18 protein-coding genes and 2 pseudogenes are annotated in these 21,373 nt (G+C 70.4%); 7 read left to right on the top strand and 13 right to left on the bottom strand.

Features of this window, described 5'->3' with window-relative positions; genetic code table 11:
• Nucleotides 1–52: 52 nt before the first annotated feature.
• Nucleotides 53–1,585, bottom strand: coding sequence for a sensor histidine kinase (locus LG396_RS26625; protein ID WP_225796694.1), 1,533 nt, complete (start codon nucleotides 1,583–1,585; stop codon nucleotides 53–55).
• A 59-nt stretch (nucleotides 1,586–1,644) separates the two neighbouring features.
• Complete coding sequence (locus LG396_RS26620; RefSeq protein WP_100301862.1) at nucleotides 1,645–2,373, bottom strand: response regulator transcription factor; 729 nt, start codon at nucleotides 2,371–2,373, stop codon at nucleotides 1,645–1,647.
• Between the two features lie 565 nt (nucleotides 2,374–2,938).
• On the opposite strand from LG396_RS26620, the pseudogene LG396_RS26615 reads away from it, so the two are divergent.
• A pseudogene (locus LG396_RS26615) lies at nucleotides 2,939–3,034 on the top strand (IS5/IS1182 family transposase); the annotation flags it as partial.
• 253 nt (nucleotides 3,035–3,287) lie between these two features.
• Nucleotides 3,288–4,175, top strand: a complete 888-nt coding sequence (locus tag LG396_RS26610; RefSeq protein ID WP_225796693.1) for an MIP/aquaporin family protein — start codon at nucleotides 3,288–3,290, stop codon at nucleotides 4,173–4,175.
• 157 nt (nucleotides 4,176–4,332) lie between these two features.
• Here the strand turns inward: LG396_RS26610 and LG396_RS26605 are convergent, their stop codons facing one another.
• Nucleotides 4,333–5,259 carry a LysR family transcriptional regulator gene (locus LG396_RS26605; RefSeq protein WP_225796692.1) on the bottom strand — a complete coding sequence of 309 codons (927 nt, stop codon included), beginning with the start codon at nucleotides 5,257–5,259 and terminating at the stop codon, nucleotides 4,333–4,335.
• A 102-nt stretch (nucleotides 5,260–5,361) separates the two neighbouring features.
• Here LG396_RS26605 and LG396_RS26600 point away from each other — a divergent pair, with 102 nt between their 5' ends.
• Nucleotides 5,362–6,513: an aldo/keto reductase gene (locus tag LG396_RS26600; protein WP_225796691.1), complete on the top strand. Its 1,152-nt coding sequence runs from the start codon at nucleotides 5,362–5,364 to the stop codon at nucleotides 6,511–6,513.
• A 328-nt stretch (nucleotides 6,514–6,841) separates the two neighbouring features.
• Nucleotides 6,842–8,380 carry a CYTH and CHAD domain-containing protein gene (locus LG396_RS26595; RefSeq protein ID WP_225796690.1) on the top strand — a complete coding sequence of 513 codons (1,539 nt, stop codon included), beginning with the start codon at nucleotides 6,842–6,844 and terminating at the stop codon, nucleotides 8,378–8,380.
• Nucleotides 8,381–8,628: 248 nt separating this feature from the next.
• Here LG396_RS26595 and LG396_RS26590 read toward each other — a convergent pair whose 3' ends face one another.
• The 4 genes and pseudogenes from LG396_RS26590 to LG396_RS26575 form a co-directional block, all read right to left on the bottom strand.
• Nucleotides 8,629–9,393, bottom strand: coding sequence for an SDR family NAD(P)-dependent oxidoreductase (locus LG396_RS26590; RefSeq protein WP_225796689.1), 765 nt, complete (start codon nucleotides 9,391–9,393; stop codon nucleotides 8,629–8,631).
• A 94-nt stretch (nucleotides 9,394–9,487) separates the two neighbouring features.
• Nucleotides 9,488–10,309, bottom strand: a complete 822-nt coding sequence (locus LG396_RS26585) for a helix-turn-helix domain-containing protein (protein ID WP_225796688.1) — start codon at nucleotides 10,307–10,309, stop codon at nucleotides 9,488–9,490.
• A 124-nt stretch (nucleotides 10,310–10,433) separates the two neighbouring features.
• Nucleotides 10,434–11,429, bottom strand: a complete 996-nt coding sequence (locus LG396_RS26580) for an NHL repeat-containing protein (RefSeq protein WP_225796687.1) — start codon at nucleotides 11,427–11,429, stop codon at nucleotides 10,434–10,436.
• A gap of 514 nt (nucleotides 11,430–11,943) precedes the next feature.
• Nucleotides 11,944–12,123 (bottom strand): annotated as a pseudogene (locus LG396_RS26575) (GmrSD restriction endonuclease domain-containing protein); the annotation flags it as partial.
• A gap of 249 nt (nucleotides 12,124–12,372) precedes the next feature.
• Between LG396_RS26575 and LG396_RS26570 the strand changes: the two are divergent.
• A complete protein-coding gene (locus tag LG396_RS26570) occupies nucleotides 12,373–12,849 on the top strand; it encodes a hypothetical protein (protein ID WP_225796686.1) in 477 nt (158 codons plus the stop codon).
• Between the two features lie 217 nt (nucleotides 12,850–13,066).
• On the opposite strand, the gene kilB is transcribed toward LG396_RS26570, so the two are convergent.
• The 5 genes from kilB to LG396_RS26545 form a co-directional block, all read right to left on the bottom strand.
• Complete coding sequence (kilB, locus tag LG396_RS26565) at nucleotides 13,067–13,552, bottom strand: plasmid transfer protein KilB (RefSeq protein WP_225796685.1); 486 nt, start codon at nucleotides 13,550–13,552, stop codon at nucleotides 13,067–13,069.
• 536 nt (nucleotides 13,553–14,088) lie between these two features.
• The gene (locus LG396_RS26560) at nucleotides 14,089–14,424 is read right to left on the bottom strand and encodes a hypothetical protein (protein WP_225796684.1); all 336 of its coding nucleotides are present in this window, start codon (nucleotides 14,422–14,424) and stop codon (nucleotides 14,089–14,091) included.
• A 142-nt stretch (nucleotides 14,425–14,566) separates the two neighbouring features.
• Nucleotides 14,567–15,190, bottom strand: coding sequence for a hypothetical protein (locus tag LG396_RS26555; protein WP_225796683.1), 624 nt, complete (start codon nucleotides 15,188–15,190; stop codon nucleotides 14,567–14,569).
• Nucleotides 15,191–15,843: 653 nt separating this feature from the next.
• The gene (locus LG396_RS39960) at nucleotides 15,844–16,194 is read right to left on the bottom strand and encodes a hypothetical protein (protein ID WP_372483567.1); all 351 of its coding nucleotides are present in this window, start codon (nucleotides 16,192–16,194) and stop codon (nucleotides 15,844–15,846) included.
• Between the two features lie 170 nt (nucleotides 16,195–16,364).
• Nucleotides 16,365–18,233, bottom strand: a complete 1,869-nt coding sequence (locus tag LG396_RS26545) for a serine/threonine-protein kinase (protein ID WP_225796723.1) — start codon at nucleotides 18,231–18,233, stop codon at nucleotides 16,365–16,367.
• 831 nt (nucleotides 18,234–19,064) lie between these two features.
• On the opposite strand from LG396_RS26545, the gene LG396_RS39955 reads away from it, so the two are divergent.
• Together LG396_RS39955 and LG396_RS26535 are read left to right on the top strand one after the other, a co-directional pair.
• Complete coding sequence (locus tag LG396_RS39955) at nucleotides 19,065–19,229, top strand: DUF6313 family protein (RefSeq protein WP_225796722.1); 165 nt, start codon at nucleotides 19,065–19,067, stop codon at nucleotides 19,227–19,229.
• A 14-nt stretch (nucleotides 19,230–19,243) separates the two neighbouring features.
• Nucleotides 19,244–20,305 (top strand): pentapeptide repeat-containing protein, encoded by a 1,062-nt coding sequence (locus LG396_RS26535; protein ID WP_225796682.1) that lies wholly within the window; start codon nucleotides 19,244–19,246, stop codon nucleotides 20,303–20,305.
• Nucleotides 20,306–20,521: 216 nt separating this feature from the next.
• On the opposite strand, the gene LG396_RS26525 is transcribed toward LG396_RS26535, so the two are convergent.
• On the bottom strand, nucleotides 20,522–21,346 hold the full coding sequence (locus LG396_RS26525) for a lipase family protein (protein ID WP_225796681.1): 825 nt from the start codon (nucleotides 21,344–21,346) through the stop codon (nucleotides 20,522–20,524).
• Nucleotides 21,347–21,373 lie beyond the last annotated feature (27 nt).

The raw sequence follows: 21,373 nt of genomic DNA, 5'->3' as shown, positions 1-21,373 counted from the left end.
GAAAGCTGGAAGTCACACACGAGCGCGCGGTACGGGCGGAAGCGGGCCCGCCTCACTCCACCGGGAGCAGCAGCCGGAAGACCGCCCCCGAGCCGGGAGGCCGGTCGGCCAGCTCGATGCGCCCGCCGTGCGACTGCGCCAGTCCGGCGGCGATGGCGAGGCCGAGACCGCTGCCGCCGCGTGGGCGCGCCGTGTCGGCCCGGTAGAGCCGCTCGAAGACGTACGGGGCGTGCCCGGCCGGCACACCGGCACCGGTGTCGGCCACCTCCACCACTGCGGCCGCCGTCCCCGCGGCGGGCCCGGTGCCCGCCACCGCGACGACGCCGTCCCCCGCGTTCCGGCCGGCGGCCGGCTGAGACCCCCCGCCCACCGGATGCCCGACCGCGGCGGCCCGTCCCACCCGCACCGTGATCACGGCGTCCGGTGGGGTGTGCCGATCGGCGTTGGCCAGCAGGTTGCCCACCACCTGCCGCAGCCGCAGGGGGTCCCCGGCCACCACCACGGGCTCGGGCAGGCCCGCGTCGTCCAGCCCGGCCAGGCGGATGTGCCGCCCCGGCGACCTGGCGTGCAGATCGCGCAGCAGATCCGCGCACAGCTCCAGCATGTCGACGGGGCGGCACTCCAGCCCGCGCTGCTCGTCCAGCCGCGCGAGCAGCAGCAGATCCTCCACGAGCACCCCCATCCGCTGCGCCTCGGCCTCGATCCGCCGCATCGCATCCGCCGGGTCCCCACCGCGCCGGTACAGCTCGGCGAAGCCGCGCATCGACGTCAGCGGCGTACGCAACTCGTGGGACGCATCCGCGAGGAACCGGCGCAGCCGCTGCTCGGACAGCACTCGGGCGGCCATCTCGGATTCCACCCGGGCGAGCATCGCGTTCATCGCTGCGCCGAGCCGGCCCGGCTCGGTGTGCGCGTCCGCGTCGTCCACGCGGCGGGAGAAGTCGCCTGCGGCGATGGCGCCGGCGGTCACCGTCATCCGCGTCAGCGGCCGCAGGCCCACCCGGACGACCAGCGCCGCGGTGACCGCCAGCACCGCCAGCACACCGGCGGTGACCGCCAGGTCGATCAGCAGCAGCCGCTCGTACGTGGCCTGTACCGTCGCCAGTGAGGTGGCCGTCACGGTCAACTCGTCATCCGCGTCGGCCTCCTTGGGCCCCACGGCCACGCGCCAGTCGGCGTCCCCCTCCTCGGCGGGCACCGTGAACGGCGGGTCGCCGGCGCGCGCGGCCAACTCGGCGCGCCCCGGCAGCCGCGGCCCCGGCGACTCGGCCTCCTCGGGAAACTGCTCGACGCTGCCGTCCTCGGCTACCGCGTAGATCCGGGTCGTCGCCCCGGCACGCTGCGACAGGATGTGTTCGGCCGAGCCGCCGTCGCCCAGGGGCCCCGCCTTCAGCTCCGCGATGCGCTCCCTGTCGAGGGCCGACGAACTGCCCGTGTTGGCCAGCTGCTGGTCCACGCGATCGACGAGGTACGCCTGCAACAGCACCAGTGCCGCACCGTTGACGGCGACGAGGGCCAGCGCGGCCAGCGCCGCGATCACCACCGCCAGCCGCGCCCGCAGCGTCCAGCGGCGCCAGCCCCGCACCCGCCACCGCGGCCTGCCGCGCCGTGGTGCCGGGGCGGCAGGCTGCGGTGGCCGGTGCGTCAACTCCGGTCCCGCGGCAGGCGCAGCGCGTAGCCGACGCCGCGCACGGTGTGGATGAGCCGCGGCCCGTGCGCGTCGAGCTTCTTGCGCAGGTGGTAGACGTACGACTCGACGATCCGGCTGTCGCCGCCGAAGTCGTAGGACCACACCCGGTCGAGGACCTGTGCCTTGCTGACCACTCGCCCGGCGTTCGCCAGCAGAAACCACAGCAGCCTGAACTCCGTCGGAGTCAGCTCCACCAGACGCCCGCCGCGGCGCACCTCGTACGCGCCCTCGTCCAGCTCCAGATCCGCGTAGCGCAGCACCTCGCTGTCAGCCGGCGCGGCCGGCTCCGCCGGGGCCGCCCGGGTACGCCGCAGGATGGCCCGGATCCGCAGGACCACCTCCTCCAGGCTGAACGGCTTGGCCACGTAGTCGTCGCCACCCGCCGTCAGGCCGGCCACCCGGTCGGCCACCGTGTCCCGCGCGGTCAGGAACAGCACCGGCGCCTTCCCTCCGCCGGCACGAAGCCGTCGGGCCACTTCGAACCCGTCGATGTCCGGCAGCATCACGTCCAGCACCACGAGCCCCGGAGCCTTCGCCTCTGCCGCCGTCAGCGCCTCGAACCCGCTCGCCGCCGTCCGCACGTCGAACCCGACCAGCCGGAGCGTCTGCGACAGCAGGTCGCGAATGTTCTCCTCGTCATCGACGACAAGGACAGTGGCGTGGGCGTCAGGGCTGAGGGTCACACCTTCCGGTGTAGAGGAGAAACCTCAAAGAACTCTGAGAGCCACCTGAATATCGCGTCGGATGCGGCTGTGGTGCCGGAGCCGCCGAAGCGCGCCGACGCCGACCAACTCGCCGGCGTGGCGGTGTCCGCCTCCGATGCTGGTCAAGCCCTCTCAGTCAGGTGCCGTGGACCCGGGCGCAGCAACTCGTCGAAGTCCGTCACATGGCCGGACTTGATCGGCCGCCCAACGACGGCGGTCCGCCCGACTTTGTCAGGGCCCGTTACCCCGGTGCCAGGTCACGCGCTGGTCGCACGGTGATGAGTGGGCGAGGCGCCTCGCCCGAACGTCACATCCACCGCCATTCGTCCACCCCTGAACCAGGTCGAGGCGACGGGCACCGCACGATCGGTCTCACGGCGCCCTCCTGCGGGTTGAGGCCCGGTGAGTATGAGGGCAGCTGAACGACAGTGAGCTCCTTCGAGGTGGCCACCGATCAGGTGACGGTTCGCGAGCCGCGACGAGCGAGGCCCCGGGCTGTTGATCGAGATGTCGGACGTCCCAATCCCCTAGCTCGGGAGCCTCGTTGGTCATCCATCCTGCCGCACTCGCCCTGCCGCGTGCGCTCGTGGAGTGGGTCACCATGCTGCTTGTCACTCGCGAGGGCGACCGGCGCTGCAAACCCGTCAAACACGGCGTTGCCGCCTGAAGTCATGGCGGATCTCCCGCAGATCCCGATGCAGTCCCACCCGCATGACGTCATCACCAAGGCCGTTCTCACCCTGGCGTTGCAACGCTGAAGAGGCTCACTGCCTGTCCTGCGGATTGCTCCGTGTAGGTGAAATCTGTGGATTCACCGGCGCGCCCACCCCGAATTGCCCTGCCTTTCGGGTGAGGAATGAAAGGTTCCGTTGCTTTCTGACCGAGGAGGGTACATGGCTGAACGCATCGTTCGTCGACGCGGGTATCGACAAGGACTCGGCGGCGAGATGGCTGCCGAGTTCCTGGGCACGTTCGTCCTGATTCTGCTGGGTGTCGGGTCGGTGGCTGTCGCAGTCGCCGGCCTGCCGGGATCAGGCCGGCAAACGGGCGACTTCGGGCCCGCCAACTGGCTCATCATCTCGTGGGGATGGGGGCTCGCCGTGGTATTCGGCGTGTATGTGGCCGGAGGCGTCAGTGGAGCACACCTCAACCCCGCAGTGACCCTCGGCTTCGCGGCTCGACGGGATTTCCCCTGGAGGAAGGTCCTGCCCTACTGGCTGGCGCAGGTCGTGGGTGCCTTCGTCGCCGCCGCGCTCGTCTACGCGTCCTACAGGTGGGCCATCGACGCGGCCAACACAAAAGCGGGCGTCCCGCGAGACAAATCGCTGCCCACCTACTCGATCTTCGCCACGTTCCCCGCCGAATACTTCGGAGACTCCTGGTGGGGCCCCTTGCTCGACCAGATCGTGGGGACCGGCATCCTGCTTCTGCTGATCTGCGCACTCATCGACAAGCGCAACACTGCCCCGATGTCCAATCTCCACCCGTTCCTCATCGGTTTGGTGGTCGTCGCGATCGGTTTGACTTTCGGCACAAACGCAGGATACGCAATCAATCCCGCACGTGACTTCGGTCCCCGATTGTTCACGTATTTCGAAGGCTGGGGCTCTATCGCTTTCCCCGGCACGTTCGAGTGGTTCAGCGGCTATTGGTGGATCCCCATTGTCGGCCCGCTCATCGGCGGACTCGCCGGAGTCGCGGTGTACGACCTGCTCATCTCTCCGCTGATCAAGGCCAGGAGCGTAGAGCCCGAAGAAGGCCCCGCCAGGGAAGAGCCGTAGAACACGAAGCAGGCTCCGTCCGGCAATGGCAGTACCCGCCATGGGACGACGCTCACTCCGCGTCTCGGCCGCCCGGATGACCGTACTCCACAGGCGCATGCTCACCTTCCGCCCCGCCCTCCCCCACCGCTCCTCCACCACACGCCGAGTCGGTCGTTCAGGCATCGGAGCCGGCGTCGGGGGAGGTGCCGGCGGTCCAGCCCTCGGCGGCGCTCAGGGCACGGGCAGTGCGGACCAGCGCAGCGAGAGCGGGCGCGTCCCGCGCGCCGCGGTGGACCAACCGCAGGGGCACGGGCGGCAACGGGTCGGTGAGGGTCAGGCGCGCGGCGGCGGGGAGCAGGTGCTCGGCGACGGAGCGCGGCAGCAGCATGAAGCCGTCGGTGAGGACGCCGAGATGGTTGCGCAGCCCGGGGACCGGGTTGTGCCAGACGGCGAAGTCCTCACCGGTGCTGCGAGCGGCGGCCAGGACCGCGTCGTGGTAGTCGGGGGCCAGGTCCCGGGCGAGGAAGCGGAAGGTCTCGCCGCGCAGGTCGCGCAGGGCCACGGCACCGCGGCCGGCGTACCGGTGGCCGGCGTGCACCACGGCGACGTACTCCTCGGCGCGCAGCGTCAGCGCCCGGCAGTCCCGCGGGGTCGGCAGGTGACGGCCGAGCGCGGCGTCGAGCCCGCCGGTGCGCAGACCGTCGACGAGACCGGGGTCCCAGGACTCGACCGCCTCCACGGTCACTTCCGGGTGCGCCTCGGCGAGGGCGGCGAGGAGCAGGGGCATCTCGGAGTGCGCGGTGGTCGGCCCGTAGCCGACGCGCAGGGTTCCGGTGGCGGTGCGGGCGGCGCGGCGGGTGACGGCGACCGTCCGCTCGGCGGCGGCCAGCGTCTCCCGCGCGGCGTCGACGAACACCTGCCCCGCGCCGGTGAGCCGGGTCGGCCGGCGCTCGAAGAGGGCGACCCCCAACTCGCCCTCCAGTTGCCGTATCTGGCGGCTGAGCGGCGGCTGGGCGATGTGCAGCCGCTCGGCGGCGGCCTGGAAGCCGCCGGTCTCGGCGACGGCGATGACGTAGCGCATCAGGCGCAGATCCAGCGACATACCTTCAGGGTATGTGCCCAGACCAAACCGGTCTGTGCGTTCCTCCCACGTCCCGGCCTACGCTCCGAGCGGCAAGTGCCCCGCCACCGATGGGAGTTGGCTATGACGACCGACGACAGCCCGACGACAGCCACCCGCGGCACCACCCGGCGCCGCGTGCTCCAGGGGACCGGCGGCCTGGCCGTGGCGGCGGCAGCGGCCGGCGCCGGGACCGCGGTGGCGCAGGGGCGGCCCGGCGCACCCGGGCCGCGGGAGTCGCGGGAGCTGATCACCCGGGAGGTGCCGGGCACCGGGGAGCGGCTGCCGGCCGTCGGGCTCGGCACGTTCACCACCTTCGACACCCTGCCGGGCGCACCCACCGGCCACATCGCCGAGGTGGTCAGGAAGTTCTACGAGGCGGGCGGCCGGGTGGTCGACACCTCCCCGCTCTACGGCGCCGCCGAGACCAACACCGGCGCCGCCCTCACCGGCTTCCAGGACCGGGTGTTCCTGGCCGACAAGATCTGGTCCACCGGCGACTTCCTCTGGGACGAGGGCCACGCGCTGGCCAGTCTCGAACGCTCCATGGAACGCCTCGCGCGCGGGCGGCCGCTGGATGTCGTACAGGTACACAGCCTGGTCAACATCGACTGCGTCCTGCCGATGCTGCACGCGTGGAAACGGGAGGGCCGCATCCGCGCCATCGGCGTCACCCACCACGAGCCGGCCTACTTCGACGTGCTTGCCGACTGGATCGAGCGCGGCGACGTCGACTTCGTCCAGGTGCACTACTCCGTGCGTACCCGCGCCGCCGAGGAGCGCGTGCTCCCGGCGGCGGCGGACAACGGCGTCGCGGTCCTGGTGAACATGCCGCTGGAGAAGGCACGGCTGCACCACGTCGTACGCGGCCGGGAGGTGCCGGACCTCGTGAGGGAGTTCGGGGCGGCCACCTGGTCGCAGTTCTTCCTGAAGTGGGTGCTCGGCCACCCGGCCGTCACCGCCGTGCTGCCGGCCACCTCCGACCCCGACCACCTGACCGAGAACGTCGGCGCCATGCGCGGCGAGCTACCCGACCGCGCGCTGCGGCGGCTGATGGTGCGGTACATGGAGAAGGTGCCGGGCTTCGACTCTCTGCCCACCGCCCCCTGGTACCCCGGCAAGTCCTACCCGGGGCTCGTCACCCGTGCCCAGTCGGCGATCCGGGAGCGCAGTCCCTGGTGGCCGCCGGTGCCGGCAGCCCGCAGTCCCTGGTGGCCGCCGGTGCCGGCAGCCTGACACCGCTCCGCTCCCGCCGCCGGACCGCCCTCCGCGCACACCCGCGCCCGGGATGCCGGCGGCGGGAGGGGCCGCCTGCAGTCAGGCGGCCGGTCCCCCTCGGTGCGGGCGCGGTAGGCGGCTCCGTCGGCCCGTAGCGCTCGGCCTCTTCGTATTCCCCCAGCTCCTCCAGGTGGAACGCCTGCGACTCGCGGGCCGCCGGGGCTCCCGGTGGTCGGCGCCCTCGACCCGAGCGAAGTCGGCCGCGACCTCGGCCACGTTCAGCCGTTCGTTGGATTCAACGTCTTCGTACGGGTTTGAGGGGTGCGATTTGGTCAACCTCGACGGTATGGCCCAGGCGAAGCAGGAGACGGAGCGCAAGTACGCGGCGGCAGCGGCCGAGGGCATCCCCTGGCTGCCCGAGCTGACCGCAGTGCACCCGGTCGCCTCGCTGGCAGAGGGCGGGATGCAGGAGCTGGACGCCGTCCACTACGACACCGGGGACCTGCGGCTGACCCGCACGGACGCGTCGCTGCGCCGCAGAACCGGCGGCACCGACGCCGGGTGGCACCTGAAGCTGCCCCTGGAGGGCGACGGCCGGGAGGAGATCCAGGCCCCGCCATCGTCGGAGGACGTCCCCGGGGAGCTACGGGAGCTCGTTCTGTCCCGCACCCGCGGCGCGCCGCTGCGCCCGGTGGTGCGGATCCGCTCCACCCGCTCCCTGCACCGCCTCCTCGACGCCGACGGCGACCTGCTGGCCGAGCTGAGCTTGGACGCGGTGCACGCCGAATCGCTGCTGGAGTCCGGCGGGCACGCGGTGTGGACGGAGATAGAGGTCGAGCTCGCCGACGGCGAAGACCCCGCGCTCTTGGACGACCTCGAGAAGGTGCTGCGCAAGAACGGCGTCGAACGCGCCGGCAGCCCGGCCAAGGCGGTCCGCGCCCTGGCCGGGACCGCGGGCCTGCCGCAGCGGACGCCGAAGAAGCGCCGCGGGGTCGCCGCGGGGTCGGCCGGCGACCACGTGCTCGCCTACCTGGACCGGATGACCGCGAAGCTCAGGGACCTCGACCCGGCCGTCCGGCGCGACACGCCCGACGCGGTGCATCAGATGCGCACCACGGCCCGCCGCCTGCGCAACTGTCTGCGCTCCTACCGCTCCGTCCTCGCTCGTGACGTCACCGATCCGATCCGCCGCGACCTGCGGTGGCTGGCCCGGGCGCTCGGCGCGGAGCGCGACCACGAAGTGCTCAACGAGCGGCTGGCCTCCGGCGTACGGGAGCTGCCCGGCGAGCTGGTACGCGGCCCGGTCGCCGCGCGGCTGCAGGCCTGGGACGTGGCGCAGCGGGCCGAAGGCCGCCGGCGCACCCTCGACGCGCTCGCCTCGCCCCGCTACCTGGAGCTGCTGAACCGGCTGGCGGCGCTGACCGACGCTCCGCCGCTCCGCCCGAAGGCCGCCGGGAAGCCCAAGAAGGTAATGGTCAAGGCCCTCCTCAAGGAGTACGACCGGCTCGCCGAACGCATGGACCGCGCGCTGGAGACGCCCCCCGGACCCGAGCGCGACGCCGCGATCCACCACGCCCGCAAGACCGCCAAGCGACTCCGGTACGCCGCGGAGACCGCCGGCCCGGCCCTGGGGAAGCCCGCGCAGCGGCTCCGCAAGCGCGCCAAGGCCGTCCAGCAGGTGAGCGGCGACCAGCACGACGGCGTCGTGGCCCGCGAAGCCCTGCTCCGCATGGCGGTCTCCGCTCATACGGCGGGCGACACCGCCTTCACCTGGGGCCTGTTGTACGGCGCAGAGCGGGCCGCGGCCGGCGCACACGAGAGGCAGCTCCCCGAGGCGTGGGCCCGGGTACACCCGGCGGCCCGGCGCAAGGCCCTGCGCGGCTGAGTCGACGATGGCATCGAGCATCGGGTCCGGCTTGGGTGTGGCTGTCGAACGTGAAGAGCCGCCGCGCGACGCTGACCGCTGAGCGCGCCGAGGCGCTGGACGAACTCGGGCTCGGAAGCAGCGGCAGGCTCTCCCGATGCTGCTCCAGCACCTCAGCGACCGTGGGGACGGCTGCGGCGACGTGTTTGAACGTTGCAACCCCCGGGGACGGCCGGGGCGGCCCGGGGGCCGACCGGACGCGGGCGGGGTCAGTCCGGGATGGAGGCGACCAGTCCGCCGTCGACGACGAGGTCCTGGCCGTTGATGTACGCGGCCTCGGCAGAGCCGAGGAACGCCACAGCGTCGGCGATCTCCGCCGGGCGCCCGAAGCGGCCGGCCGGGACACGGGCGCGGCTGGCGGCGGCCACCTCCGCGGGGAGGTCGGCCTCGGGATACATCGGGGTGTCGATGTAGCCGGGGCTGACGGAGTTGACGCGGATGCCGCGCGGCGCGAGGTCGGCGGCCAGCGTACGAGCCAGGTTGTGCACGGCGGCCTTGGTGGCGGAGTACAGGGTGAGGAGGCTCCCGCCCCGGTGCAGGGTCCAGGAGGCGTTGATGATGACGTTCCCGCCGGGCGGCAGCAGCGGGACGGCCCGCTGGACGGTGAAGAAGACGCCCTTGAAGTTGACGTCGACGGCGAGGTCGAAGTCTGCCTCGGTGATCTCGGCGCTGGGCTTGAAGACGCCCGCCCCGGCGTTGGCGAAGACGACGTCGAGGCCGCCGTAGCGGGCCTGGATCGTCTCCATCAGGGCGTCCAGGGCGGTGAGGTCGGCGGCGTCGGCGGTGACTCCGAGGACGGAATCACCGCCGAGTTCCTCGACGGCGGCGTCGAGCCGGCCCCGGTCGCGGCCGGTGATGACGACCTGGGCGCCCTCGTCGCGTAGCCGGCGGGCGGTCGCCAGGCCCATGCCGCTGGTGCCGCCCGTGATGAGCACGGTCTTGCCGGTGTACCGGGCTGCGGTGGATTCACTCATGCTCAGAGCTTGTGCGCGGCACGGCAGGCGAGACAGAGCGGAACGATCCCGGGTCCCGTACCACCAGGATCGGCGGGCGCGGGCGGCCCTTGCCTCAGGCGGCCTCGACCAGGGCCGCCAACTGCTCCATGCGCTCCAGGGTGCCGGTGTCCGGCGCCGGGTTGTGCAGCACCATCTCGTACCCGGGATGGTCCAGGAGTGGCAGGCGGCGGTACTCGAAGACCAGTTCACCGCAGCGGGGGTGGGTGAGGGTCTTGGTGCCGTGCGCCGTGTCGGTGACCTCGTGCCGGGCCCAGAGGGCGGCGAACTCCCCGCTGACCGCGCTGAGATCATCGGCGAGCCGGCCGAACTCCGGGTCGTCCGGGTGGCGGGCCGCTTCCGCCCGGAAACGGGCCACGACGTCCGGCGCCGCCTCTTCCCAACGGGAGTAGGCGGCGCGGTAGCGGGCGCTGGTGAAGAATGCCACGAGGCAGTTGTAGTCCCGCTCGCCGAATCCGAACACCTCGCGGGCCGCGCCGTTCACGGCCGCCAACCCCCAGTGGCGGTCCAGGATGTAGGCCGGGCGGGGCGACCAGGCGTCGAGCATGCGGCGGAGCTCCGCGTCGATCGCGGCGCGGGGAGCGGGTTCGGCGGGCGGCGGGCTGAGCCCGGCCAGCCGGAAGAGGTAGGCGCACTCGTCGGGGGTCAGCAGCAGGGCCCCGCTGATGGCGTGAAGCACCTGCGCGGACACCTTGATGTCCCGTCCCTGTTCCAGCCACGTGTACCAGGAGACCCCGACCCCGGCGAGGACCGCCACCTCCTCGCGCCGCAGGCCCGGGGTACGTCGCCGCCCCGCGTGGGGGAGGCCGACGTCGGCGGGGGTGAGCCGGGCCCGACGGCCTCGGAGGAAGTCACGGAGCTGCTCTCGGCGGTCCATGCCCCCCAGCGTAAGCAGGACCGGGCGGAACCGAAGAGGGCCGCCACCTCCTGTCGAGCGGCAGGGGGCGGCGGCCCGGGGGCACGGCGGGCGGTGCCTCGGCCCGGCGTTCGGGCAGCGCCGGTCAGGCTCCGCCGGACTGCCGGCCGCGGTCCGGCACGGGGATGCTGGAGATGGTGAAGGGAAGCGACTCCGGCGGTAGCCCCTGGATGTAGCGGTTGTACTGGGTGTTGAGCACGAGAAGCCGCCCCTGCCCGGTGAGCGCGGCCTGGGCCGGGTGCAGCAGGCCGCCGGGCGGGACGAGGCTGTCGGTGATCTCGGCGCGGGCGAGGTTGCGGCCGAAGTCCACGACGGCGACGCGGGGTTCGCGGTTGCCCGCGGCGTAGAGGTTGCCCTGGGTGACGTACACGCGGCGGCCATCGTCGGAGATCATCACATCGCCGCTGGGCAGCAGTTCCCCACCGAGGTCCACCTCGGTGACCTTGCGGGTGTGGCGATCGATGCGCCACACCTGCCCGGTGTTGCTCTGCATCGCCAGCAGGTGGCGGTGGCCCACGGCGAGGATGCCGTTGAGGTTGTGCTCGCCGTCCACCCAGTCGATGGGCGAGTCGGCCAGTTCCAGCCAGGGCTTCATGGTCCACTGCCCGCGCCGCTCGGTGATCCGGTAGATCACGGGGAGCCGGGAGTCGGTGACGAAGGCGGAGCCGTCGTCGGCGATGGTGATCTCGTTGACGAAGCCGCCGTCGCGACCGGAGAGTTCGGCGAGCAGTTCACCGTCCGCGGGGTCGTAGACGCGGACCACGCCGGTGTCGGCACCGTTGACGTAGAGGCGGCCCTCGCCGTCCATGGCCATCCCGGCGGTGACGGTCCGTCCGTCGGCACCGTCGGGCGACCACACCTCGGCCGCCCTGTCGTCCACGTGCCCCCGGTAGAGGGTGCCGTCGGCGGCGCTGCCGGCGTAGTAGCGCCCGGTATCCGGATCGTAGGCGAGACCGACGGGGAAGGCGCGGTCACCCGGTATGACGTAGTGGTCAAGGGGCTCGGGCGCCGGCGCCGCAGGGGCCGTGCCGACGAAGCCGAGAGTCAGGACGGCGGCCAGGCCGAGAAGGAGGGGACGCATGCGAAGGTACATGGCACGTCGGTCCTTTCCGAAGGTACGGAGCTGGTCCCCGCATCCTCTGCCACTCCTCGCCCCGTTGCCGAAAGGTGCCGATCCCCTGCCTCGCCATCCTGGGTGTGCCACACCTGGGATGACCGCGGACCGCGTAATCCCTGGAGCCGCCGACGCAACGGGTGATCGGCCCAGTTGCAGAGAACGACGCAAGCGCGGGTCATCGCCCCGCACGGCAACATCCTGAGCTTCACCCAGCCGTCATCCGCACCGGAGTCGGCCACCGGGCAGAGCGCGCCGCAGCACGCGGTGCGCTGCGCCCGGAACACCGCACCGGCTCTGGAGTGCCCCACGCGCCCGCAGGGTTGGTCCCACAAACGGTCCGGTGAGGTTGGTCTCGCCCAGTGGCCGCCCTCTCAGTCCGGGCGCCGTCTCATACGCGCAACCGAGCTGCAAATCGCGCCCCTGCGGCTGGCACCGCCGACCTGCGATCACATGACTGTCGGACCAGCAAACGATCTGTGCGGTCGTCCTTGCTGCGGTTGGAGCGGGCCGTCACCGTGATGAGCGAGGTTTCGGCGCCGAGGTCGTTGGCGTACGCCTCACGCCGCTTCGCATCCCAGTTCGAGGCTCCGCTGTCCCAGCTTTCGGCGAGCGGTACCAGGTGGTCGATGTCCAGGCTGCGGGCGCCGTCGTAGTAGCTTTTCTGCGCCGATCGGGCTGGAGACCTGAGCCCGGGCGGACCCGAGAGTCCCGGCGGCTACCGGCGGCGCCGGTGCAGCGGTCCCACCGCGGCATCCCTCCTTTCGGAGAGTGGGCGCGCGGGGCAACGAATCGGGACCGCTGCCCAGCGGTCCACCGCGGCCCCGGCCGCCCACCGTGGCTTCACGGATGGGCCTCGCGGTACACCCGGTCACACATCGACAGCACCGGAATCGGCTAGCCTCTGCCAATGTCGCACTGGATATTTGCCCGCGTCGTGCCCGGTGTCGTGCTCGCGGCGACGGCACTCCTGCTTGCGGGGATGCTCACCTCGTGCACCGCCAACTACTTCGGGTGCGGCATCAGTCGGCTCGATGACGAGGTGAAGGCCGGTAACCTGGACGGCCGTTATGTCGGGAGTGAATATGGCACGCTCCGGCTTTTGCCCGGCGGGAAGCTGCGCTTCGGTGACTGGCGGCATTTCGATGCATTCAGTGACCTCGACGGCGAATCAATCAACATCCCACCCGGGGTGGGCAGATGGGAGTTCGCTCGCACGGAAAGCGCCGACGAACTGGCTATTCACCTGAGTGTACCGCATTCAGTTTCCGAAGATGGCGAGGTGACCTACGAGTTGCGTGCTGACGGGTCGGCCGACGACCCCACGCTGTACCAGATCCTTGGCGATCCCGACGCGTGCGACCTGAACACTCTCGAACGTAAATGATCTCCCTAGGGGCAGCAGGTGCCCGGAATGCCGGTATCGCCGTCATCGACGCCACCACCGGGGAAAGACGCTGCTGGATAGCTGGTCGAACCCGAAGCCGCGATCACCCTGAGGACGTACGGGGGTGTAGGGGTGAGGGCAGAACACGTCGATCAGCCGTTTGAGGGCTAGCCTGTTACGTGGTCTCCCGACGTTCGCAACCTCCCGGACGGACTTCCTAGTGCCCTTCACCCGGTACGGCGGTATGCGGCTTCGCCGTGCTGATGAAGTTGTAAACCAGTGTGCGGGATGTCACCCGCTCTTGATCGAGTTCCGTCCGGGTCTCTGCCCGATCTATCTGGTCGATCGCCCGCACAGCACGTCGAGCCGCCTCCACTACGTCGGATGCCTCCGTCAGCAGCTGCACGCGGAACATAGCCTCTAGCGCAGCCGCCCGAAGCCGTTGTGCCTCTCGCCGCATCTCGAGCAACTCCGATTCGGCATGGTGTACGTGCATCGCGAACCACAGATCCATTTGCCCTCGGCGGTAGTTCGCCAGCGCACCGCCGAACACGCTGAATGCGTCGATGCGCTCTTGCCTCAGCCTCTCGCCACGCGTGAACCGCTCCGAACGGATGACGGTACGCCGCTGGAACACATGCGTCACAACGGATCCCAGCAACGTGCCGAAGACGGCGACAACGCTCGCGGCCACAACTTCCATTTCCCCAGCAGACCACGGCCTTCCGTGACTCGTCTGGCATTTCCGAAAGCTCGGAGGAGGTCAGAACGGGCATGTACCGGGTACGCAGCGACGAAGATCCCGACCGCGAAGCGTCGATGATTCCCAGCCCGATGAGGTAGACCGGCGGGCCCACATTCGAGCACGGCGACGCCTCGTGCCGTGACAGCGCCTCAGCGGGTGTGATGCCTGAGCGCTGTGAGTACCGAGGCGCCCTTCCTCGCCACCCCGTCGGCGGTACCGCCGACGGGGCTGAGCCTGGGGTCAGGAGCAGGGCGTGCAGGGGGCGCGTGCGGGTGGGGGCGGGGATCTCCAGCGCGGCCAGCCCGGCGCGGCGCAGCGGGCTGTCGGTCTTCCATCGCATCTCGATGGGTTAGCGGCTTCGGGATCTTTGAGTTCGGCGGGCTGTTCGGGCAGAGTGAGGCGGGCGATGGTGATGCGGCCGGCGTCGCGCCAGCCGATGAGGTCGCCGCGGGCCTGGCGGGGGATGACGCGGTCCAGCCCGTCGAACTAGGCGATCACGTCGTCGCGCGGTGCCCGACCTGCCACTGGGTCCGGGGCGATGCCGTGCAGGGTTTGAAGGGCTGGGCGAGGGAGTCGCCGCGGCGCCATAGGCGCAGCATACTCGCGCCTTCGCATGCCAGTTGCTCGCGCCCGGCAATCTCGAACACGAACTGAACGCCGCGGGTGCGCCCTGCCAACTGGCCGCGCAGCTCGGCGTAGGGGTTGCGGCCGGTGAACAGGCAGCGGGTTATGTGCTGGACCATCCGCTCATCGCGGTGGGCGTCGACGGCCAGGTCGACGTCGTGCGGTTCCGCCTCCGGTACGGAACCCCGGGCTCGTGATGACCCCAAGCCATCTTCGGTCCCGCCACGCGCGACTGATCAGCAGGCGGCAGGATACAGGACGACGTCGGCGCCATGACGAGGTGCAGGGAGGGCGAAGCCTTCTTCGTGTGTTCGCTATCGCCTGCCGGTCGTTGGAAGTGCGTGCTGCCTACTGCGCCGCATGAACCGGCCTCACAATATAGTCTTTGCCTTCGTTGTCGAGGGTGGTACTCCTCCTTTCTCCGCCCTGCACCCAGTCAATCGTCAAGTAAAAGCGAACCTCGTGCCTACGCGCCTGAAATTCCATGTGCAAGTATTCCGGGTCACTGGCGGAAACCTTGTATGGGAAATCGGACTCCGCTTCGTCCGGACGCATCATGGGAGGTTGGTCATCCAGGTCGACCGTGAAATTGCGCGTCGGCATGCCGGATGTGCAGATTTTTCGTGGATTCTTCGATGAGATCTTCCGCGACAGGACGGTGACGTGTGCGGAGGTAACAACAATCGGGTCGTCACTTTCCGATTGAAGCACCACGGAGAGGCGTGCTGGACTATATCTTCCCGGGAAGTCGGGCGCCTTCTTGGGAATGCCCTGTAGAGGAGTTTCGCTGTAGTGATGTTCAGGGCAGCCGCGCGGGTCGAGGTAGCCTGTAGGGGGCGGTTGAGGCTGGAGCATCGTTTCGTTGACTTCGAGGGGCTCGGGAGTGTCGGTATGACGCGAAAGGCTCCAAAGGTATCCCCCTAAACCGATGATGAGGGCAGAGAATGCGGCAACCAGCACTGGCATGGCCACGTGAGAGATCCAGAAGGCCCTACTTCGGTATGAGGGATCATCTCCTGCGCTGCGTGGTGAGTCGTCTTCATCGCCTTGGCCGCTTCCTGGACGCTCTGAGATCTGGCGGCCACTCGCCCGCGAGGCGGGCACGGGGTCGTGACTGTCCGGGTGGTCAGCGCGCGAAGGAGCATCGTCAGGCATCAGTGCCTCCCCCACGTCCACGGGGGTGGATCAGTCGAACGCGGCGTTTCTGTCCGGCCCTCGTGACGCTCAGCCGCACCCTGACCTGAACTGTTCGTCTGAGGGCTGAAGCCGTTCGAGTCTGCTGTCACGTCCACACCCGCCTGAGTCGCTTCCCTTGAGCTCTTTGAGCCCGGCTCCTGAACCGGAAAAACATCCCCGCCGCCGAAAGAATGCTGCATCCGTCCGCGCTGCGCCAGGAGTCCACGAGCGCGTCCGAGCTTGTGGCCGACCCGGAGACCAGGGCAAGGCAGGTGTCCGGCTGGGTATCTGGTCCTCCAACGTGCCCCAGGGCACAGGGCCTGACTGATACCGGAGCGTGTCGAGCAGTTGAAGGAGTTCGGGCTGCGCTGTGCGTAGCAGCGCCCCGCCCTGCCCGCTGGTGGTTGCCGTGTGCCGGTGGGGCGTTGCCGGACCCGGCCCCAGCCCATTCAGGCGGCGGTGCTGCGCCGGGCGGCCAGCTCGGCGAGCTTGGCCTCCCGTAGGTCTTCCCACGAAGTCATGGCGAGGGGCAGGCCGTGGGCGGCGATGTGCTCCAGGGCGCCGACGAGTTGGTCGGCGTCGGCGCGTTTCTTCGCGGTGTAGGCGCGCACCGCGTCTGCGGACTCGGCGTCCAGCGGCGCGCGCCCCGCCGCCGACCGGAGGTCGTGGTCCTGGAAGTATGCCTGCCGGAGTCCCGCGCCGAGAAGGTCCCGCAGCTCGGCTTCGCCGGCGCCGGCGCCGTGGCGGGTGAGGAGCTGGCCGGTGATGCCGGGCGGGAGCTGCTCAGTGATGCGGCGCACTTGCTCCGCGGCAGCGGCACCACGACGATCGTCATGCTGTCCATCGTCGCCGTTTTGATCGCGCTCATCCTCCTGATGGCCTGGGCCGACTCGAAGTCACGGAAGCGGAAGCAACAGCGCGGCTGATCCGCTGCCACCGCGACGGCGAGCTGTCGACGGGGGTCGGCTGCTCACTCCTCCGCCTTACCTAGGTTCCAGGCGTGGACCTGGCGGGAACGCAGCGTGTCGGGATGATCTGGCCCGAGGACGCGCGCCCGGTCAGCGACAACCCCGTCCAGTAGCCGGGCAGCCTCCACATACTCACCTGCCTCACCTAGGCTCCAGGCGTGGAGGTGGCGGCAGAGCAGCGTGGCGGGGTGATCCGGCCCGAGGACACGCGCCTCGTCAGCGGCCAACTCGGCGAAGAGCCGGGCCGCCTTCGCACGCTTACCCGCCCCAGCAAGGTTCCAGGCATGGTCCTGGCGGGAACGCAGGGTCTCGGGGTGATCCGGTCCGAGGTTACGCGCCCGGTCAGCGACGACCCGGGCCAGCAGCCGGGCAGCCTTCGCACGCGCACCCGCCTCACCAAGGTTCCAGGCACGCTGATGGCGGGCGCGCATCGCGTCGGGGTGATCCGGCCCGAGGAGACGCGCCCGGTCAGCGGCCAACTCGGCGAATAATCGGGCCGCCTCCACACTCTCACCCGCCTCACCAAGGTTCAACGCACGCAGATGACGGTAGAACAGGACGCGGTGGTCATCTGGCCCGAGGACACGGACCCGTTCAGCTTCCAGTTCGGCGAACAGCCGGACCGCCTCCGCATTCCCACCCGCCTCACCGAGTTGCCAGGCGTAGAGCTCTCGGGTGCTCACGGTGGCGGGATGGTCAGGCCCGAGGACGCGCGCCTGGTCGGCTTCCAGTTCGGCGAACAGCCGGGCCGCCTTCGCGTGCTCGCCCGCCCCACCAAGGAAAAGGGCGTGGTTCTGGCGGGCGCGCATCGCGTCGGGGTGATCCGGCCCGAGGAGACGCGCCCGGTCAGCGGCCAACTCGGCGAACAACCGGGCCGCCTCCGCATACTCACCCGCGTCACCGAGTTTCCAGGCCCGCTGATTCCGGGCGTGCAGGGCGTCGGGTTGATCAGAACCGCGGACGTCCGTGGGCGGGGAATGCGGGGTGGTGGCGGGTATGGCGCGTGTCTGGATGAGGGGGTTCAGTTTCTGGGGCCGTGGTGGGGCGGGTGGGATGTCGTCGGGCGGAGCCCAGTGCGTGAGGATTTCGCGGAGGAGTTGGGTGGTGGTGGGTCTGTCTGCGGGGTTTTTCGCCAGGCACGCGGCAATCAGGTCGCGTAGTGGGCCGGTCAGTTTGTCCAGTTGCGGCTCGGCGGTGGCTACGCGGTACAAGACCGCCAGCGGCCCGCCCCCGCCGAAGGGCTTGACTCCGGTGGCGGCGAAGGCGAGTACGGCTCCGAGGGCGAAGACGTCACTGGGCCGCTCGACCCGGCTGCCCGCGGCTTGTTCGGGGGACATGAAGCTGGGTGTGCCGACGGTCTTGCCTGGTTCGGTCAGCACGGTAGCGTCCAGCGCCCGGGCAATCCCGAAATCGATCACCCTCGGGCCGTCCGCGGCAAGCAAAATGTTCGACGGCTTGAGATCGCGGTGGAGCAGGCCCTCGGCGTGGATAGCCTGCAGTGCCTCGACCAGCCCGGCGGCCAGAGGCCACACCGAACCCACCGGGAACCTCCCGGCCTTGGCCACGGCATCGGTCAGGGTCGGCCCGGGGATGTAGGCCGTCGCGATCCACGGCGGGTCGTCCTCCGGCCCAGCGGCCACCACCGGTGCGGTGTACGCGCCACCGACCGCCCGCGCGGAGGCCACCTCCCGCCGGAAGCGATGCCGGAACTCCGCCTCACGCGCCAGATGCGGATGCACCACCTTCACCGCCACCGCCATCCCGCCCGGCGACCGGCCCAGAAACACCTCCCCCATCCCGCCCGCGCCCAGCCGGCCACGCAGCACGAAATCCCTCACGCGCACCGGATCCCCCGCCGCCAGCGGCTCCATCACGCCCCCTCCACCGGATTCACACACCAGCAACCAGTACGAGACCTACCCAACCACCAGGACGCACCGGGCGGTTCAAGAATGGGCGCTCAACTGAGGTCGACGTCGAGGTGGTCGATGTCGGTGACAGTCACTTCCAGGCCGGCGGCGCGGCGGCCGCGGTCCTGGAAGTAGGCGTGCCCGAGCCTGGCGCCCAGGAGGTCCCGCAGCTCCGCTTGAAAAGCGCAACTACTCCGGCCGGTGGGTGTGCGTCACCAAGAGCGGCGGGCCCATCCACGACCTCCGCGGCTGCAACCTCAACGACTGCGGCTGAGCCCCCCGGCGACCACCCGGGGTCTCACCTCCCTGGAAACGCGGCTTGCCCCGCCGCGGCGGCCGACCCGCGAATATGCGAGCGGGCTGCCGAGGGCGGCGGCGAACTCGGCGCCGGGTGGGATGGCGGGCGGGTTCGGCGATGAGTTTCGCGCCCTGCGCGGGTAGGCCGTCGTTCGGGGCCTGAAGTCCTCTTTGGTCGTACGGGACTCTCGGTCGGGCGTATGTTGCGGGACTTCAGCAAGCGCAAGGGTGCCGCCCTCTACGCTGGGCGGCGTGTCTGTCCTGTCACCGCCGCCTCCGCCCAGTATCGGGCAGCGGGCCGCGACGTGGTGGGCGCGTCGGCACGCGCTCGGCCGTATGCCCTTCTGGCTTCTGACCCGCGCGGTGTGGGTACTCGGGCCGTGCACCGCGCTGTTTCTGCTGAACGGGTTACTGGTGGGGTGGGTTGGCGCCTACGAGGTGCTGGTCGGCATCGCTTCTCCTGCCGATGTGGATCCCGGGTGGGCGGCGTAGCCGCTGTCCCTCGTCGGCTGGGCCGCTGTGCCCGCCCTCGTCGGAGGGGCGGCTGGCTACCTGATCGCTGATCAGATCCAACGCCACCAGAGCCAGGAATTCGCCGCCGTGATGGCGGAACTCATCAGCCGGACCCGATCCCCCGACGACGCCGGGGACGGCAGATGATCACTCTGCACGAGTTGCACCGGTGCGGCGGTGACCTCGCCGAGGCTGTCACCGCCTTCGGCAACCTCCACCCGCACGAGGGCCCCGCTGAAGTCCAGCCGCGCGAACCGGACTGGAAATTCGCCGAGGAGCACTTCCGGAGAATCCAGACCCTCATCCTTGAGAAGGCCCACGTGCCGGGGGCGGGGCTGCGTGAGCGCGAGCGGCGGGCCGCGAACGCCGCCGCCGACGTCCTCCTGGCGCTCGCCCGGGTGATCTCGCTCAGCCCCCGTTCCGGCCGGTGCCCGGTCTGCCGAACCCGTGACCCGCGGCAAGACCGCGCCTGGCCTGGAGTCGTGGTGGACGATCCCGAGACGCAGAAGCAGGCCGAGATCCTGCGCGGGCTGCTCTACCTCGCATGCCCGGATGCTCCTACCGCCGCGCTGGAGGACACGGCGTCCGCCATCGCACAGCGCTCTGCCGCCGCTCAGCCGCCCGCACGTGCCGTTCCACCAGCCGAACGCCTCGCGGCGCCCCGGCCTGTCCCGGACCGCGCCCGCGATCTTCGGCGCGCGGTGCTCACCGGCGGGGATCTGACGTCCGCGGACCTGCGGGGCGCGGACCTGTCCTCGGCCGATCTGTCCGACACGCACCTGTCCGGCACGAACCGGACGCGCGTGGATCTGATCTGCGCGAAGCTGTCCGGTGCGAACCTGGCCGGCACACGCCTGGCGCATGTGAACCTCATCGGGGCGAACCTCTCTCGTGCGAACCTGGCCGGCACACGCCTGACGCATGTGAACCTGACCGGCGCGAACCTTTCCCATACGGATCTGTCCCACGCGCTCCTGGCCGCCACCGTGATCCTGACCGACGTGAACCTGTCCGGCGCGAACCTGGTCTACGTACAGGAACTCCCCCTCGTGCCCGGAATCGAGTGGAACGCCGACACGCAATGGCCCCCGGACTTCAACAGGGAGATTCACCTGCTGTCCGACGAGGTACGGCCCGGGGTCTTTCGCGTACGGGACCCGGCAGCCGGAACCGACCACACAGGTTCGGAGGGACGGGGGCGGCCAGGGCACGCCGGCCGGTGAGGCTACTGACGTCTGGAGTGGCGAGCAGCTCCGAGGGCGAAGACATCACTGGGCTCCGCGACCCGGCCGCTTGAGGCTTGTTCGGGGGAAATGAAGCTGGGTGTCCCGACGGTCTTGCCGGGTTCGATCAGCACGGTGGCGTCCATCGCGCAGGCGATCCCGAAATCGATCACCTCGGGCCGTCCGCGGCGAGCAAGATGTTCGAGGGCCGAACCGTCAGGGGAGGTTCTGCTCGATGGCGGCGATGTAGCGCTTGATCGAGTGGTCCCGGACGCCGTCCGCAGCGGGGGCGAAGGCGTCCGCGGTCAGTCCTTTGGCCCGGTCCGCCAGACTGCCGAGCAGGCCCATGGAGTCGTGCAGTTTGCCGCCCGCGTCGATGTACCTGAGCGCCTCGACGTGCGTGAACACGGGCTCGGGAGGCAGTTGGGGAACGATGTCGTTGTTGTTGACGAAGCGGTACATGCGGTTCGTGAAGCCCTTGTTGCAGGCGGCTGCCAGGATGCGGTCGCAGGTACGGGGCTGCCCGTAGGTGTAGACGCCGTCCGCCTGGAGCCGCGGGTCCTCCAGGTACATCCGCGCACCGGCGAGCATGGCGAGTGCACCGCCGAGACTGTGGCCGGTGAACCACACCGTCTGGTTCTCGGTGCGCAACTCCGCAAGGGTGTCCTTGACCCCGGGGAAGATCGACTGGAGTGCCTCGGCGAAGCCGTGGTGCACGTAGCCCGTGGTGGCCGGGCCCGGCCAGGGGGGAGTGCTCGCGTCGGACAGCCAGTCCCGGATCTGCGCCGGCTCCGTGCCGCGGAAGGCTGTGATGATCATGTGGTCGCTGGCCGCGGTGTACGCCTGGCTGTCTTCGAGCGGGAACGGGGGAGTGAACCGCGTCTGATGGTGGCGCACCTCGTCGAAACCCCAGGCGCGGGCCCGGGAATCGATGGTGGCCTCGTCCTTGTACGCAAGATCGGATGCCTGGGCCAGCCAGTAGGCCAACGGGAGGCTGTATCCGGTCCTCGCATGGTGATCGATCGCGGATGGTGCCGACATACGGGCTCCTTTCGTGGTGCGCTGCGT

Source organism: Streptomyces aculeolatus (assembly GCF_020400605.1).
GTDB lineage: Bacteria > Actinomycetota > Actinomycetes > Streptomycetales > Streptomycetaceae > Streptomyces > Streptomyces aculeolatus.
Note: the sequence above shows the minus strand (reverse complement) of the source record. Positions and strands in the feature narration are given on the sequence as shown.